At 64.0% G+C, this 15,469-nt stretch carries 15 protein-coding genes; 6 read left to right on the top strand and 9 right to left on the bottom strand.

Going from position 1 to position 15,469, the window contains the following annotated elements; translation table 11 throughout:
- Positions 1 to 1,824: tetratricopeptide repeat protein (locus ACPYN7_RS14445; RefSeq protein ID WP_424348113.1), on the bottom strand; the 1,824-nt coding region annotated here is incomplete at its 3' end.
- 122 nt (positions 1,825 to 1,946) lie between these two features.
- Entirely contained in the window at positions 1,947 to 2,369 is a 423-nt protein-coding gene (locus ACPYN7_RS14450) for a hypothetical protein (RefSeq protein ID WP_424348114.1), read from the bottom strand.
- Positions 2,370 to 2,544: 175 nt separating this feature from the next.
- On the opposite strand from ACPYN7_RS14450, the gene ACPYN7_RS14455 reads away from it, so the two are divergent.
- Positions 2,545 to 2,745 carry a hypothetical protein gene (locus ACPYN7_RS14455; protein WP_424348115.1) on the top strand — a complete coding sequence of 67 codons (201 nt, stop codon included), beginning with the start codon at positions 2,545 to 2,547 and terminating at the stop codon, positions 2,743 to 2,745.
- 279 nt (positions 2,746 to 3,024) lie between these two features.
- On the opposite strand, the gene ACPYN7_RS14460 is transcribed toward ACPYN7_RS14455, so the two are convergent.
- On the bottom strand, positions 3,025 to 3,357 hold the full coding sequence (locus ACPYN7_RS14460; protein ID WP_424348116.1) for a hypothetical protein: 333 nt from the start codon (positions 3,355 to 3,357) through the stop codon (positions 3,025 to 3,027).
- Positions 3,358 to 3,570: 213 nt separating this feature from the next.
- Between ACPYN7_RS14460 and mobC the strand changes: the two genes are divergently transcribed.
- From mobC to ACPYN7_RS14475, 3 genes are read left to right on the top strand one after another with little or no spacing between them, the layout of a single operon-like run.
- The gene (gene mobC, locus ACPYN7_RS14465) at positions 3,571 to 3,960 is read left to right on the top strand and encodes a plasmid mobilization relaxosome protein MobC (RefSeq protein ID WP_424348117.1); all 390 of its coding nucleotides are present in this window, start codon (positions 3,571 to 3,573) and stop codon (positions 3,958 to 3,960) included.
- Complete coding sequence (locus tag ACPYN7_RS14470) at positions 3,957 to 5,471, top strand: relaxase/mobilization nuclease domain-containing protein (protein WP_424348118.1); 1,515 nt, start codon at positions 3,957 to 3,959, stop codon at positions 5,469 to 5,471. Before mobC ends, ACPYN7_RS14470 begins: the two co-directional genes overlap by 4 nt.
- A gap of 2 nt (positions 5,472 to 5,473) precedes the next feature.
- Complete coding sequence (locus ACPYN7_RS14475; protein ID WP_424348119.1) at positions 5,474 to 6,244, top strand: hypothetical protein; 771 nt, start codon at positions 5,474 to 5,476, stop codon at positions 6,242 to 6,244.
- A 471-nt stretch (positions 6,245 to 6,715) separates the two neighbouring features.
- On the opposite strand, the gene ACPYN7_RS14480 is transcribed toward ACPYN7_RS14475, so the two are convergent.
- The 6 genes from ACPYN7_RS14480 to ACPYN7_RS14505 form a co-directional block, all read right to left on the bottom strand.
- Positions 6,716 to 7,783 carry a formamidase gene (locus ACPYN7_RS14480; RefSeq protein WP_424348120.1) on the bottom strand — a complete coding sequence of 356 codons (1,068 nt, stop codon included), beginning with the start codon at positions 7,781 to 7,783 and terminating at the stop codon, positions 6,716 to 6,718.
- 112 nt (positions 7,784 to 7,895) lie between these two features.
- Positions 7,896 to 9,155 (bottom strand): Zn-dependent hydrolase, encoded by a 1,260-nt coding sequence (locus tag ACPYN7_RS14485; protein ID WP_424348121.1) that lies wholly within the window; start codon positions 9,153 to 9,155, stop codon positions 7,896 to 7,898.
- The gene (locus ACPYN7_RS14490; protein WP_424348122.1) at positions 9,155 to 10,078 is read right to left on the bottom strand and encodes a phosphotransferase; all 924 of its coding nucleotides are present in this window, start codon (positions 10,076 to 10,078) and stop codon (positions 9,155 to 9,157) included. The genes ACPYN7_RS14485 and ACPYN7_RS14490 overlap by 1 nt, the downstream gene beginning before the upstream one ends.
- Positions 10,078 to 11,019, bottom strand: a complete 942-nt coding sequence (locus ACPYN7_RS14495; RefSeq protein ID WP_424348123.1) for a hypothetical protein — start codon at positions 11,017 to 11,019, stop codon at positions 10,078 to 10,080. The genes ACPYN7_RS14490 and ACPYN7_RS14495 overlap by 1 nt, the downstream gene beginning before the upstream one ends.
- A gap of 17 nt (positions 11,020 to 11,036) precedes the next feature.
- Entirely contained in the window at positions 11,037 to 12,134 is a 1,098-nt protein-coding gene (locus ACPYN7_RS14500; protein ID WP_424348124.1) for an urea transporter, read from the bottom strand.
- Complete coding sequence (locus tag ACPYN7_RS14505) at positions 12,112 to 12,912, bottom strand: GntR family transcriptional regulator (RefSeq protein ID WP_424348125.1); 801 nt, start codon at positions 12,910 to 12,912, stop codon at positions 12,112 to 12,114. Before ACPYN7_RS14505 ends, ACPYN7_RS14500 begins: the two co-directional genes overlap by 23 nt.
- A gap of 135 nt (positions 12,913 to 13,047) precedes the next feature.
- Between ACPYN7_RS14505 and ACPYN7_RS14510 the strand changes: the two genes are divergently transcribed.
- Complete coding sequence (locus ACPYN7_RS14510; protein WP_424348126.1) at positions 13,048 to 14,472, top strand: amidase; 1,425 nt, start codon at positions 13,048 to 13,050, stop codon at positions 14,470 to 14,472.
- The gene (locus tag ACPYN7_RS14515; RefSeq protein WP_424348127.1) at positions 14,469 to 15,263 is read left to right on the top strand and encodes an inositol monophosphatase family protein; all 795 of its coding nucleotides are present in this window, start codon (positions 14,469 to 14,471) and stop codon (positions 15,261 to 15,263) included. The genes ACPYN7_RS14510 and ACPYN7_RS14515 overlap by 4 nt, the downstream gene beginning before the upstream one ends.
- Positions 15,264 to 15,469 lie beyond the last annotated feature (206 nt).

The raw sequence follows: 15,469 nt of genomic DNA on the forward strand, positions 1-15,469 counted from the left end.
GTGGTCAGGGCCCAGGACTCGCTGGCAGTCGTTGAGTACCGCTTCGTGCTCGGCGATGGCTTCCTGCAGCCGCCCGGCGCTTTGGTAGGCGTAAGCAAGGAAGTTGCGGGTGATCAGGGTGTCGGGGTGGTCAGGGCCCAGGACTCGCTGGCAGTCGTTGAGTACCGCTTCGTGCTCGGCGATGGCTTCCTGCAGCCGCCCGGCCTCCCGGTAGGCCAAGGCAAGATTGTTGCGGGTGATCAGGGCTGGAGGATGGTCGGGGCCTAGGTCGCGCTGGTAGGTGTCGAGTACCGCTTCGTATTGGATGATCGCCTCGTCGAGCTGCCCGGTACTTTGGTAGGCGTAGGCCAGATTATTGCGGATGGCCAGGGTCACGGGACACTCAGGGCCGAGTTGTTCTGTGGCATGGGTGAGCATCCATTGGAGGTGTTCGATGGCGTTGGTCGCCATCCCGGAGTTGAGCATGCTGCCTACAGCCCGGTGAAGCATGGGATGGGGGCCGTCGTGCCACCAGATGTCCTCGGGGGATGTCTTGATCAGGTGCTCTGCATTAGCCAAAAGCAGGGTTTTGGCTGGAATTTCCACGGTGTCCCAGACAGTCTCGAGCGAATCAGCTAAAGCAAGGCACTTTCCTTCTCTGCCATAAGTAGAGTCCGACTCGAGCACGGCACGTTGGGTCAGCATATGCATCCGGACGATCGCGACGTCACCTGGTTGATGCTCGATTAAAGACAGCGAATGGAGGTGCCGAAGTGCGGAGCGTACCTTCTTAGCCGTGACGGAAGGGACTGTTCCCTCTCGTGGGGTCAACCTGTCGGCAAGGTAAACCAACGACGGCTCCGCCAAAAAGGCCACGTCCGGTGCGCCGCCAGGGTCAGCGGCGGCCGCCAACTGCACGAGTCCAGATGCCAGGCCCACCGGGACGATGCCCTCGGTTTGTTCCATGGCCAACGACCAGGTGGTGGCGACCGTGCGCTCATACTCATCCGCCGGCAATCTTTCGGGAAACAGATCTTCCAAGCGATTGCTGCGGTCGGCGAAGTCCTTCCGGTAGTCCACGCAACTGGCGGCCTCATGGAGGACTACGGAGATGGCCTGGGCCAGCGCGACCGGGAGGAACCCGAGGTCCTCAGCAAGGCCCGTAGCGCCTTCTAATACGTTTGGGGTTGTGTCTTCCCCGTTCTGAACGGCTTCCTGTACTCGCCGCACCATGTAGGAGCGGGCTTCTTCAGGGGCGAATACCCCCAATTTCACCCTCGCGTCGGCTCCGGGGAGCACAGCGAGACTTTGCACGAACGTGGTCGCCAGGACCCGTCCACGACCTGTCGGCCACAGCCCTTTTAGTTCCGCCGGGGTGACCACATTGTCGAACACCACCAGCCAGGATCGATCGGTGGTGGACAGCCAGCTCAGAAACGCCTCAGCCTTCGTCTCTGCTTCAGAACTGTCCCACCCCGGGGCCTGCACCCGCTCCGCGGCTTCCATGAACGATGCCATCACAGATGCCCGAGAGTCGGCTCGCACCCACATCCGCAAATCTGTGCCCTCTGCTCCGGCCTCATGGAAAAGGCGGGCGGCCAACTGGGTTTTTCCCACACCGCTGGGGCCGGTAATCAGCACGGTGCAAGCACCATCGGTTCCCTGGGCCCGTGATGTGTCCTGCCATCGGGCGTGAACCTGTTCCCGCGCGTGGTGCCGCGGTTGAAAGCTGGCTGCCAGATTTGGTGGCTTGCCGATTTGGACCGGCCAGCTCACCGGCCGGGCCGGCATCACGACGTGGGCGTCACCGAGCACGGTGACCCTGCCGATACTCTCAGCCGCCACTGCACCGCGATCGGCGAACGTCCCTCGACTGTGCTCCCTCCACACGGACGAGTCCAAAGGCCCAGGGAACAATTGGTGCGAGGTGGGTAGCGGGTCAGGTGTGGGAGTGGAGTCCGGACCCGCTAATGAGGGTCTGGTGAACCGCCTCCCGAAGCGTGAAACCCCGCCTGGACGTCGTTCATATGGACACCCGCAACGCCTCCGCGGTCGGCGTGGATGCTCCCCGAGATGGTGGTGTTGTACTGCCCGTTCCGAGTGCCTTCGGGATCTGCCAAGGCCATGAGTTTCTGCGCCGCCTCCTGAACCTCTGTGTCCTGGGCGGCCCCGGACTCCTCTACGTAGTCCTTGAGCACAGGCTCGTACTTCTGGGGAGCAGTTTCGCTTTTCTCCAGCACATCCTTGGCAACGGGTCGATCGGCGAAGAATCGTTGCACCAGCCCTTTCAACCCAGCGTAGGCGTCCTTCAGGCTGTCCTCAGCAACGCCCTCCAGGCTTTTGTTGGCCCCTACGATCAACGCCGCGACGACCAATGAGACAGGATCCATCACACACCACCTTCAGGAGCGTTGCCACGGCTGCTTTGCCGCTGTTCCACAACAATAAGCCTCCGAGTCACTCCACCAAGCGTGAAGCGTGACTGGCCTCCGTCCGGCAGAAAGTCGTCGTCGCCCAGGAGGCACTGGAGGCCCCCGGTGGGAGGTGGAGCGGATTAGGTGCGCTATGCGCGGTGAGGAGACGCCGCAGCTGACCCTGGACCCGGAGCTGGAGGCGTTTAAGAAACGGATGCGCATCAACTTCCCCGACGCTCCCACTGCGGGCCGCAGCACTGCCGGGCGTGGTGGAAACGGCTCCGGGCGTCCGCTCGAGGTGGCGCGGCGGCACGACGAGCAGCGTCCCCAGCAGGGCGGCTTGGAGCTGTAAATACTCGCTCAGCTTGGTCTGTTCAGACGGACGGTGCCCGCTCCCCATTTGGGGGAGCGGGCACCGTTGTTGTGTGGTGACCACGTGTGCGGGAAGCCGTCCACAGTCGGCGGAAGCGGAAGTGTCACGGTCGGACGTGAGGTGACCTGCCGGCTGTGGTCGGGTGGTCGGTGGGGGTCCTCGCTGTCCATCATGGGTGCGGGAAAAGCCGCGGAGCGAGAGAGCTTTTGCCGTGCCCATGTGGGCACGGGGCCAGTGCCTGCACCACGATTTACTCCGTCAGGAGGTGGCGTCAGCCGACTCCGTCGACTGCTCCTGTGCACTGTCCGACGAAGAGCCGGCACCATTTCTAGCCGCCTTACGCCGCTGTACGCGCTGGACCTTCTCGGGTGCGGTCAGTCCGATCTTGCGTAGCTCTTCGGCGGTCCAACCGCCGTTGTTGACGGCGGCCTGGAACGCCTGGACGTCGTTCTTCTCCGCTTCCTTGAGGGCCTCGCGGGCCTCGTCGAGGGCGCCACGCGCGGTGATTGCCCGACGGACGTAGTCCATCCGGTCGTTGAGCAGCCGCTGCGCGGCTTCCTCTGCCTGCTGGGGGTCGGTGAGCTTCGCCATGTCCCCACCTTAACGGACGCACATCGCGCGTTCCACAGGTCACGGGCGCTCCGCCGGCGCTTCGTACCCGTGGTGCCCCAGCGGAGCAAAGCTATGTTTTATGTGCCATAAAATGGGTTCACCGCTGGCCCTGCCGGTTTTGCGGTGGCACACTGGTCGTGCGGGGCCCACGAAGTGGGGGCGCTGCGCTGGGCCGGAAAGGAGGGAGGTGCTGTGGTGGAGGGCGAGAATCCGCGTCGGGTGTGGAAGTCCCGTCGTAAGCGGATCGAGGGCAAAACCCAGTACGTCCGGGTGTCCATGTCCGAGTCTGAGCGTGCTCAGTTGATGGTGCTGGAGCAACAGACCGGGCTCTCACCCTCGGCGCTGATGGTCGAAGCCGTGTTCGGTTCTGCCGATCCGGTGGCGGTGCAGCTGCGGCGGAACCAGCTGGCCGAGCTGATCCAGATGCGACAGTTGATGGCCACGATCGCCAACAACGTCAACCAGATCGCTCGGCACGCCAACAGCACCGGCGAGGTGCTCCCCGAAACGGTCGAGACCTTGCAGGAAGCCCGACGATTCGGTGCGGACGTGTTGGCCAAAATCGAAGAGTTGATCCCGTGATCCCGAACATCACCAAGGGCGACAAGCCGGTCGGTTTGATGAAGTACCTCGTGGGTCCGGGCCGGGCGAACGAGCACACCGACCCGCACCTGATCAACGGCTCCCCGCTCATCATGGCGTGGCACGACGACGTCCAGCTCAACGAGGAAGCTGCGGTGTCCATCGCCCGCGAGATCGACCTGAACCGGCGTGCCTTCGGGGTGGACGCTGACGCCAAGCACATCTGGCACTGCTCGTTGTCGATCCCGTACCAGGACCGTGAGGTCACCGACCAGGAATGGGCCGACATCGCCGCCCGATTCATGGACGAGATGGACTTCACCGACGCGCAGGCCAAGGCCCCCTGCCAGTGGGTCGCGGTCCACCACGGACGCTCCACCAAGGGCAACGACCACATCCACATCATGGCCTCCAAGATCCGCAGCGACGGGACGAAGTGGGCCGATGGCAACGACTTCTCCCGTGCGCAGAAAGTCACTCGGGGCATCGAGAAGGACTTCAACCTCATCCAGCTCGGCAACCACTCCGAACGCTGGCTGCAGCAGGGCGAGGTGCGGCGGGACAGCACCCGGGAACCGACCCGGTTCGCGCTGGAGCGCACCGTGCGCGCGTGCGCAGTGGCCGCCGACACCGAGGCCCAGTTCGTCCGTTCCATGCGTCGGGCGAACATGCTCGTGCACCCAAGGTTCGCCGCCGGCACTGATTCGGTGGTGACCGGGTACTCGGTGGCGGAGCGTCCCCCGAAGGGGATGCGGCCGCTGTGGTTCGGTGGCGGCAAGCTCGCCCAGGACCTCACCCTCCCCTCTCTGCGGACTCGCTGGCCGGATACCCCAGGCTCGGCGCAGGAGGCGTCGGAGGAGTGGATGGCGGCCAAGCGGCACCGCCGCATCGTGCACCCCGACGCCCCCGGTGCGGTGCTGGATGAGGAGACCGCCCGACGGCTGGCCGGGGAACTAAAGGAGGTGCGTCGGCGGTTGGTCAAGATCGCCCCGGACGACCACCAGTCGTGGGCGCACGCGGCCCGTGAAGCCTCCGGTGTGTTCGCGGCGTGGTCCCATGCGACCGAGGACGGACAAGGGCCGCTGGGACGCACCGCCCGGGTGCTCGCCCGGTCCGCGCACCGACCCGGGGCGAAGATCACCGCCCCGTTGGAGGCGCCGCTGCGCACTAGCGGCACCACCGCGTTCCTCTTGGCGGCCACGAAGGCCCCGTCTCCGATGGCTCAGGCGCTGATCATGAACCAGATGCTGCGGATGACCCAGGCGTTCTACGAGATGCATCAGGCCAACAAGGACTTGCGCGAGACCCAGCTGATCAACGACGCCTTCGAACAGCATCTGGCCGTCGTGGCCCAGCCGCTGCCAGAGGTCGAGACCTCCGCCCCCACACACTCGGTCTCCCACGCCGGGCCCGCCCGTGAGCGCGGTGCGCTGCGGGAAACCCAGGGACCCACCGCCACGGTGCGCCCCTACATGGACCACACCCGAGACGAGCACGGAATGGAGCTGTAGCAATGAGCACACAACCCGACGGCGTGAACGACATGCTCTCCCGGGACCTTCAAGCAGCGATGGCCGTGGCCGGGCGCTGGGGCGAAATGATGGCCCGCCAACGCGCCGAGCGACTCCGCCAACGTGTCATGGAGCAACAGCACCGGCGGCGGGAGCTCGAGGAACGCTTCGAGGCCGAACGCGCCGTGATGCGCACCGAGCTCGCCCCCGTAGACCAAGACCGGTTCTGGGAGTCTGCGAAAGCCGAGGACATCGCCGGACACTACGGACTGGCCCGCCAGTGGGAGCACCACGACGAGGTCGCCCGGGCCGCTCGAGGACGGATCGAGTCGGAGGTGAAGGACCGCCACGGGCTACCCGTGGAGGACTACCTGACCGACCACGCCCCGGAACAGCAGCGCACCGACTCCTCCGACCACGAGCTGGCCGCCCGTGAAGGGAGAGACGCCCAGCGCGACCACGCCGAGGCCGCCCGTAACGCCGCGGTGGCAGCACAAGGGGACATGCTGAACGACACGGACACCCGCCACGCGGCCGCAGAAGCCGAAGAGCTCTGGGACTCTGGAGACCGTCGAGCACGTCTGGCGAAGACGCTCATGGCAGTCCTGGATGGCACCGAGGAAGGCCGCGACGGCGTGCAGGCCCGTCTGGCCGCTGAGCGGGACCAGGGCACGCCGCCGGTCGACGCTGTGCGCTCCACTAAGCGTGGGCCCAAGGCGCGGAAGAGCCCTGGGAGCGGCGCGGGGCGCGAGAGAGATATGGGCCTGGGCTGAGCGCATCGGCGAGAGGGCGCAATCCGTGAAGGGTGGCGCCCACGCTGCTGTTACCCGCGGCGATGCCTGCTTCCCCGGGTGCCGCAATGCCATCTCTGGCCCTCATGCATCCGTGAGGGGTTGGTTCTGGGCCGGGGAATGAGCAGATACGGATCTTTCGTGGTGGTCAGTCGTTGATAGTGGTGGTGGCCAGGCTGGGCTATCCGCGCCGTTGCTGACGGTGACGGTGTGCGGGGCGTCCGGAAGCCCGGCCACAGCAGAGGCGACGTACTCAGTGCCGACGTCGTCGATTCAGGCCCAGGCGTAGTTCCTCAGTCCTTGAGTAGGGCGACGGCGCGTGCTTCGACACGTGAAGTGTCGAAGCACGCGCCGTGGCCCTATTGCCTCATTATTTTCAGCGGGCCCCAGACTGAGACCTACGGGTCGGGGGGTTTATTCCAGCGCCGCTGTGGCACTGGAATCTCTACCGTCCTACCCACCGGTGGTCTGGCGAGGGGCCCCGGACAGATCTGTTTCCGTAGTGCTTTCGGGCTCGCGGGGTGGGCCATATCCCATGGAGGTGCCATCAGTGATCTCGACTTCGTCCTCCCAGGGCACCCGGTAGCGTTCCGCGGCGAGGTCGGTCATGTAGGTGTATGGGCAGTCCTGGGCTCCACCGCGCACGGCGACGTACCCGCGATGCCCGAGTTGGTAGATATTGTTCTCTACGCCCCAGCTCCGGCGAGCTTGATCGGCTCGGGCCGGAACCACCTCGCCGGTCACGATGCGATCCGGTGAGTTGTCGCCGTGCTCCAGGACTGTGCCGTCGATGTCGCAGATCATGGCCTCGCCAATGGACCAGATGCCGGTTGCGTCCCCTCCGGTCAGTGCCACGGAGGCGGTGTAGGCAACGTTCGTGAAAGCGTTGACCTGGTTCGTGATCCGCCATGCATGACGGACAGGGTCGGTGTAGCCTGCCGTGCGCAGGATGACGTTGGCGCCCTTGTAGGCCGCTTCACGAGCCATCTCGGGCAGCATCCCGTCATGGCAGATGATCAGGGCCAGCTTGGATCCGGCAGGCCCGTCGCACACCGGGATGCCCAGATTTCCTGGCTCCCAGGGTTCCAACGGAACCATGGGGTGCATTTTTCGGTAGTACAAGACGATCTCGCCCGTGGCATCGACGATGATGCCGCTGTTATACGGAGCGCCGTCAGGGTTGCGTTCCATCAGGGAGAAGCACCCCCAAACGCTGCTGTCCGCACAGGCAGCACGCAGGATTGCCACCTCGGGTCCGTCCAAGTCACACAGCATTTCGTCTCGCGCCCACATCTTGGGGTTGAGTCCGTTCAAGCTGTACTCGGGGAACACCAGCAGATCTAGCGTCGGCAAGCCTGCCTTGGCCTCCTTCACCATGCCGGCGATCTTATGGGCGGTGCTCTGCAGGTCCGCAGGCTCATTGACGATGGGCACTTGCTGTTGAACCATGCCCAAGACCAAAGCGCCCTCTGAAGGGTTCAGGCCCCCCAGCCCGGTCATCGACAGCACCTCTGGAAACACGAAGAAGAGTCGAGCATGACATCTCCTAACTTTTTTTAGGGGTTGGTTGGGAATCGTTCGATGGTCACAATGAAGAATAGGACTATCGCTTAGGTTCGGAATCAATCGAGCCTTACGGAGACGGGGTCGCCAAGAAATGTTCTTCTAGGTGCGCTCCTAGCGTTTCTACCGCGTTGATCATCAGGTGAAGCCCGTTTACCAGGTCTTCGTCCTTTGTCAGTTCGTGGCGGTTATGGGTGTACCCGGCCACGCTGGGGATGAAGAAGAACAGGCTGGGTACGGCTGCGTTCAGCACGAGGGCATCGTGACCGGCGATGGTCTTCATCCGCCGGCTGGACAATTGGCACCTGTCCGCCGCCTGCTCCAGGATCTGGGGTCCGTGCGGCCACATGCTGGTGGTCTCGCGCAGTGATTCGCCGGTAACCTCCACTCCGGCCCCTGTTTCACGACCGATCTCGGCGAGGACAGTTTCTAGCTCTGCCCTCGCCGCGGTCAGGATTTCAGGGTCATCAGATCGCAGCTCGACCTTGGAACGGACCTCGGAGGGGGTGCAGTTGGGGGAGTCGGGGGTGATGCGCAGGGATCCCACCGTGGTGTGGAGTCGCCCCGCGGGGTGGTCGAGGCCCATCCGGTGTACTGCGGTGACGAGCAGTGCAGTCGCGTACAGGGCGTCCACGCGCTCTGCCATGGGTGTCGGCCCGGTATGTGTCTGACTTCCCTCAATGCGGATGTCCAGTTTCACCGCGCCCCAGGCGCCTTCGACGATGCCGATGTCCACGCCCTCGCGTTCCAGGACCGCCCCTTGCTCCACGTGTACCTCCAGGTAGGCAGCAGGGAGGGGGACATCGTCGGTCCCCAACGCATCGATCGCCGCCAGGCTCTCTCCGAGCGTGGTGCCGTGGGAGTCTGTGGCGTCGAGGGCAGCTTCGGTTCGGACGCGGCCGGTGAAGACGCTGCTGCCCAGCACGCTGGGTTGGAACCGTGCGCCTTCCTCGTTTGTCCAGTTCACCACCCCCAGGTTGAAGGGCAGCTCGCCGGAGCGGATCCGGTCCTCGAGCACGTGTGCTGCCCATAGTGCGGTGACCACGCCGGTCTGCCCGTCGAAGCGTCCGCCGTCCGGCTGGGAGTCCAGATGTGAGCCCAGCAGGATCGTCGGTCGGTCATCGGGGGGAAGGACGAACCCGAATAGGTTCCCCACCGCATCGCGCGCCACGGTGTATCCGTGTTCCTGGAAGGCGGAGACCAGCAGGGCCCGGGCTGCGCCATCTTCGGGTGTTCCGGTGAGGCGGTGAAGACCACCGTTCTTCGATCCGATCTCAGAGAAGGCGCCGAAGGTGTGGAGGAACCCGTCCCGGTGGCTGGAGCTGATCATTAGATCAGCTCCAGCCATTCTTCGAAGCGCGGGTGCCTGGAGATCAGGAAGGTCCGGTAGAGCTTCCAGGTCCCGTACTTGTAGTAGTCGAACTCCTCATCACGGACCGCGTTGTTGATCAGACCCCACAGTCCCCATTTGGTGTCCGCGATCATCCGGCAGACCATGACACGGGCGAAGAATCGTTCGTCGTCGTGGCCGCGGTAGCGGGTGACGAGTGCCCGGGCGTCTTCCTCGCTGACGAACATCTCGGCGAAGATCAGGGCCAGTTCGTAGGCAACGTCGTTGTTGGCCGCGTAGTCGAAGTCGATCAGCTTGACCGAGCCGTCATCGCCGATGAGGAAGTTGCCCGGCATCGGATCGTTGTGCGCGGGGACGATGTCCAGCCCAGAGTCTCGGAATCGCTCAGCGGCTCGACCGTAAGCGTGGATGACATCATCGGCCCAGGAGGGCAGGTCGATTGCGGAGCCGCGGACCTGGTCCAGGTGCTCATCGACCATGTCGAACATCGTTTTCGTCTGGGGCAGCGGTGGGGTCTTGTGCCAGGCCCGGTAGACGTCTATGACCCGCTCGAGAAGATCCATGTTCTGGAAGTCGAGGGTGGTGGCGGTCCGGAAGCCTTTCCCCATGAACTCTGAGTACTCGATCCCGGTCTGCTCGTCGAAGAACATCACCTGCGGACTGATGCCGGCCTCGGCGGCCTGACGGGCAGCGGCGTTGGCCACGGAACGGTCGATGAACGCCTCAGTGCCCGGGCCGGGGATCTTGGCGAAGATCTCGGGCCCGACGCCGCTGATGGACAGCCGGAAGTTGTGGTTGGTCAGGCCTCCCGGGACGGGGTTGATGGACGGGGGGTTGCCCTCCCACTCCGGGTTGCGGTTGCAGCTATCCAGCAGTGCGTCGAGGTTGGTTTGGGTAGTCATTAGGACAGTTCCTTCTCTAGTCCGGCCATGAGCTCACGGTCTGCGAGGGCTATCTCGGCGAGGGTCATACGCCAGAGCCCGTACTTGATGGAGTCGAGGTTCTCGTCCGGGTCGGTGGCCGCCCGCAGGGAGGCGAGCAGGGACCACCGCAGGTGCTCGATAAGGGAGATGAGCTGGATCACGGCGATGTCCTTCGCCGTGGATTCCGGCAGGACTTCGCGGATCAAGGTTTCCGAGTTGAGCACCGTCGGGCAGGCTTCGGAAACCAGAAGGGCTGTGTCATGGACTTGGGACAGCTGTGCTGCGGAGCCCCAGCCCACGATCTTGACCCGACCGTCCCGATGGACCATGAGATTGGACGAGGTGGCCTCGCCTTGGGAGGGCTGGAACTCCACGCTGGAGCGGTAGTCGAGCAGTGCCTCTTTGAAGCGCAGCACCTGCTCGAGCGAGGAGGTGACTCGTGGGTCCAGGGGAATGCCACGATCCCGGCACTCTTCTTCGAGCTGAGTCAGTTCCACGATGGGACTGCGGGGAGTGAGGTTCAGATCGAGTGCAGCGAAGGCACGACGCGTGCTGAGGAGGTTCGAGCGGAAGTCCGGGTCGGCGTAGTAGTCCAGGCGGACAACGCGCCAGTCATCGGTGAGCTCCTCCACCAGGACAATGCCGATCTCCTGGTCGTGGGCGTGGACCACAGGGCCCACGCCGTTCTCACCGGCGGCCACCGCGGCCTGAATCATGCTGTGGCGGTTGCGCCAGGACCAGGCGTGGCGGCTCATGACCTTGGCGATGACGCGGCCGAGTTTCTTGCTGTCCCCGCGGATGAGGATGTTGTCAGAAGCCCACCAGCTCGGGGAGGGCAACTGGGGGATGGGGTCGGACCATTGAACATCGTCCAGGTCATGCAACCGCGTGAACTCTGCAAGTCGTTCTTGAATAGGCATGGTGTCTCCTCGGTTGGTCAGGCTTGGATCCGGAGTCGTTGTTCTGCGGTGGAATAGTCAGCGGGGGCGACGTCGTGAACACGCGACATCCCTTGGGCCGCCAAGGCCGTCCCGATGATCACCATGACCAGCGGCAGACTCAGCGGTACCACCCCGTAGGGCCCAAGGAACTCGCTCAACGCTCCAAAAAGAAGCGCGGACGCGCTGGCGCCGACGATCGCGACCGCCACGGAACGCCACTGCGCCTCCAAGGCAATGCCACCCAAGGCCACGGCCACCACCGCACCGTTGTAGCCCCACAGGCCCAGGTAGATCTCGTACCCGTCTGCGCCCATGACCATGGCGGTCAGCGCTCCCGTGAGTGAGCCCGCCACCGCGAGTCCCGCGGCGATGGGCGAGCACAGTGCGATGGCGATGATCACCAGCAGTCCCACCAGGACACTGTCCTGCAGGAAGACCTCGCTCAACCCTCGCAAGGTCGCATTCAGCAGCCCTTCACCGACAGAGACGTCACCACCAGTGGCGGCGCTGCGTAGGACCGGGTCGGCCGGAACCGCGAGACGCTCGACCGGAACGATGAGCGCGGGGTCGGCACGGCCGTAAGCGACGGAGGGGGCCAGCAACAGCAACAAAATCCCCAGGACGCCGAAGGTGACCGACAGGGCCGGCACGCCCAGCTTCTCGACAAAAATGATGATGGTGGTGTGCATGATGGGGGTGCTCAGCGCAGCTGCCAGCAAAGTGAAGACCGCGACCCACAGATTCCAGTCTCCGGCCAGGAAAACTGCTCCCAGAATGCCGACCAGTGCACCGTTGAATCCGTAGAGTCCGGCCCGCCAGACATCCCGAGGCATCCCCAGCAAGACCGCTGTCAGGGTACCCACCAGCGACCCACCCAGAAACAACAACGCACCCCATGGGGAGGCGGTGGCCACCGCCACGACCAGCAGCAGACCAGAGAGCGGATTGTTCATCAGGAAAATCTGCCCCACGCCCCGCAGCGTGCCATCTAGGACGGAGAGGGCCTGGGACTGCTCCGGGAGGTTCTGCGACAGGGAGAACGTCCCGGTGTAGCGGTCAAACCACGCATTTCTAACGGAGTTGCGCTGATACATGTGGCTCCCCATGAAGGTTGAGGCCGGCGTCGTTGACGCTACGTCCGGCGGTGTGGGTGAGAGTGGTGAGAGTGGCGTTGAACAGGTCATGAGAGAGCTCCACGGGTATGCCGGCCTCATCCCGGGATACCCGTTCGATGTCGAACAGCGGGGTCCCGATGGTGATCTTCAGCAGCTGGGCCACACTCGCGCTGGCTCGAGAGATATTGATGTCTTCATCCACTGACGCCAGAGTCACGTCGTAGTCCCGCTCGAACATTTCGTACAAGGAGTTCAACGATCGATCCAGCAGTCCCGGAAACCGTGCGGCGGGCAACGTCATCTGCTCCAGGGACAGCGGCTCTGAGTTGGCCAGGCGCAGACGAAGGATCACCAGGACACGTGAGCCGGCAGTCAGCCCCAGTTTCGTGGCCTCAAGATTGTTGGCCCCGCGTTCCTCGGTCTTGAGCACACGGGTGGCGGACTCGATGCCCTGCCCGCTCAACAACGCCGGGACACCTTGGATCCGGTGCAATTGGCGCTGCACCTTGAACGGCGCATGCGGATTGAGGCCCTCGAGCTGCATCACCGGATGCTCCTGCCGGATCATGATGCCCCCGTTGCGGCCCACCCGGCGCTCCACGATTCCCTCGTCCTGCAGCCGCTCCAGAGCCTTGCGCAAGGTCCCGCGGGCCACACCCAGCTGAGACGCCAAGTCACGCTCAGACGGAAGCCGTGATTCACCGCGATCACGCAGTTCGGCCATCAGCATCAACAAGCGATCGACGATGACGTCCACCTTATTTGGTTCATCGACTTGGACCATTTCATTCCCCTTTGGCGGGTTTCGCGCAGCTGAAGCCCACTATATGATCCAGAGCACACCAGTTGTCTAGGTCTTTTTTTACCCCCACTCACCGCACGAGGAGTCGACATGACCGCAGCCCTACCGCGCTCATTGGCCGAAATGCGCGACAAAAATCCTTCTGACATGGGGGTTTGTCGGTCCGTCATCCCCGCTTCGGTGGCTGTCGCGCGGGAGGCCATGCGCGATCTCCGCGCTATGACCTGTGTAGTGGATGATGCGGATACGGCCGGAAGTCCAACTAAGTCAGACGCCCCCGAAATGGTTCATCAACATAGACCATTGGAAGGTGTGCCGGTGGTGGTGAAGGACAGTTTCCACGTCGCGGGCTTGCCGCGGTGGCATGGCAGCGCCATTCATCCGGGTCATCTATCGGATGCGGACTCGGCGCCGGTTGCCCGCTTGCGTGAAGCAGGGGCGGTCATCGTGGGGAAGACGGCGATGTCTGAGTTGGGGTTGCTGGCTTCGGGCAACAACTCCCAGTTCGGGGACACTTTGAACCCGTGGAACCCGGACATGTCACCGGGGGGCTCTAGTTCTGGCACCGCGGCGGCAATCGCCTACGGGGTGACTCCGGTAGGTCTGGGCACGGACATTGCGGGCAGTGTGCGTTTGCCGGCTGCCCAATGCGGCATTGTCGGGTTCAAGCCCACGCAGGGCGCCATCCCGTACGCCCCGGCGAGTAATTGGCGTTCGGCCGGTCCCATGGCCACGACTGTCGCCGATGTCCGAGAGATTTTCGGTGTGGTCTCCCGCACCGACGTTTCTGATCAGTGGTCCTTTGCCTACGATCTGGGGAAGCCGGCGGCCCGTGACGCATCGGATGAGCTGGAAGGACTGCGGGTCGGCGTCATGGAGTGGCCTGGGTACGGGCCGCAAATGGATGACGAGACTCATGAGCTCTTCGAGCGGTTTCTGGGCCTGCTTGCCCACGCTGGCGCGCGTCTGTCCGAACACGGTCCTGGCCTCAGCGAGGCAGATTTCATGGAACTGGACCTGTGCCTCAAGACCCGGTGTGAAGCCGAGGTACGTGCAGCCCCCGCTGACCGCCAGTCAAGGCTACTGCCGGCCGTGGCCCAGTGGGTAGCATCCGCACCAATCCGTAGCGCCGCTGACTACTACGACAGTCTGGAGCGCCTGTCAGCTCGGGCGGCGCACCTGTTAGCTGCCAGCTCTCACTTTGATCTCCTGGTGTCCCCTGTGATGGGCGTCCATCAGTTCCGGGCTGATCAGTTCGGCCCCGATACCACCATGCCGCTGCTTTACCACACCAACTACACGGCTTGGTTCAACCAAACGGGCCAGCCGGCGCTGAGCCTGTGCATGGGGTTCTCCGCCGACGGGATGCCGATCGGTGTGCAACTGATCGGACGACGCCGTCAGGACGAATGGCTGCTGGACATCGGTCAGCGCGTAGAGGAACTTCTCGCAGTCACACACCAGTGGCCCAGGACCAGCCAGGACGCACACACTTCCACGAGAGGCTCAGAATGACCATCGATACCCGCTTTCAGAACGCCCTCGATATCCTCGAGGCGGGTGCCGGGATGGCGCGATCCTGGTTCGACGACGCTCACTTCCGTGTCGAACGCAAAGACGACGGAACGCCTGTCACGGAAGCCGATCGCAGTGTCGAGCGGCACCTGCGCGATGAACTTTCCAAACACTTCCCCGAAGACGGCCTCCTAGGCGAAGAATTCGCAGAGGTCGAGGGGACCTCTGGCGGACGCTGGATCATGGACCCAATCGACGGCACCAAATCCTTCATCCATGGGGTGCCCTTGTATTCCACCCTCCTGGCCTACGAGTCCGCGCAAGGACTCGAATTTGGGGCCATTGCCCTGCCCAGCCTGGGCCGCCTGGTCTACGCCCAGTCCGGCCGCGGATGCTTCGATGGACAAGGCCGGCAACTCACCACCTCAGAGCGCAGGGAAGTTCACGACGCCTACGTCCTGTCCACCTGGCTCGAGGACTGGCCACTGGAACTCATCAACCGTCTCCAAAATCAAGACGGTGTCATCCGCACCTGGGGAGACGGGTTCGGATACGCCCTCGTGGCCGCCGGACAAGCCGACGCCATGCTCGACTTCACGGTCTCCCCCTTCGACGTAGCCCCCATGCCGGTCATCATGCGCGAAGCCGGCGGAGTCTTTACCGACTTCGACGGTGTCGAGTCGATCCACTCCGGCGTCGGAGTGGCCGCAGCGACGCTCGAGCTGCGTGACGCCGTCCTGCGGGAGATTGCACAGACCACCAGTTCGCCAACCTCCACGCTGATGGAATAGACGCCAGCACTTTTGGTACGGGCAGTCCTCACCGCTGTCCCCACGAGGAAGCTATTGCGGCCCACATCGACGCGTCGCTATCTCCCAGCGCTGGCGAGGGGAGGTACTTCATCTCTCAGGTCCTCCAGCCGTTCTTTCCTGACGGACTCCACCTAGGAGAAAGCCCCATTGGAGACCGACCAGACCGAAGCGCACTCATCTCGGTC

The organism is Kocuria sp. CH-021 (genome assembly GCF_049716185.1).
GTDB lineage: Bacteria > Actinomycetota > Actinomycetes > Actinomycetales > Micrococcaceae > Kocuria > Kocuria cellulosilytica.

What these genes read in the sequence shown, in the direction of transcription:
- ACPYN7_RS14515 (WP_424348127.1), top strand. Translation starts at nt 14,469, where the DNA reads ATGACCATCGATACCCGCTTTCAGAACGCCCTCGATATCCTCGAGGCG.
- ACPYN7_RS14460 (WP_424348116.1), bottom strand. Translation starts at nt 3,357, where the DNA reads ATGGCGAAGCTCACCGACCCCCAGCAGGCAGAGGAAGCCGCGCAGCGG.
- ACPYN7_RS14500 (WP_424348124.1), bottom strand. Translation starts at nt 12,134, where the DNA reads ATGTATCAGCGCAACTCCGTTAGAAATGCGTGGTTTGACCGCTACACC.
- ACPYN7_RS14450 (WP_424348114.1), bottom strand. Translation starts at nt 2,369, where the DNA reads ATGGATCCTGTCTCATTGGTCGTCGCGGCGTTGATCGTAGGGGCCAAC.
- ACPYN7_RS14510 (WP_424348126.1), top strand. Translation starts at nt 13,048, where the DNA reads ATGACCGCAGCCCTACCGCGCTCATTGGCCGAAATGCGCGACAAAAAT.
- ACPYN7_RS14485 (WP_424348121.1), bottom strand. Translation starts at nt 9,155, where the DNA reads ATGATCAGCTCCAGCCACCGGGACGGGTTCCTCCACACCTTCGGCGCC.
- ACPYN7_RS14475 (WP_424348119.1), top strand. Translation starts at nt 5,474, where the DNA reads ATGAGCACACAACCCGACGGCGTGAACGACATGCTCTCCCGGGACCTT.
- ACPYN7_RS14455 (WP_424348115.1), top strand. Translation starts at nt 2,545, where the DNA reads ATGCGCGGTGAGGAGACGCCGCAGCTGACCCTGGACCCGGAGCTGGAG.
- ACPYN7_RS14490 (WP_424348122.1), bottom strand. Translation starts at nt 10,078, where the DNA reads ATGACTACCCAAACCAACCTCGACGCACTGCTGGATAGCTGCAACCGC.
- ACPYN7_RS14495 (WP_424348123.1), bottom strand. Translation starts at nt 11,019, where the DNA reads ATGCCTATTCAAGAACGACTTGCAGAGTTCACGCGGTTGCATGACCTG.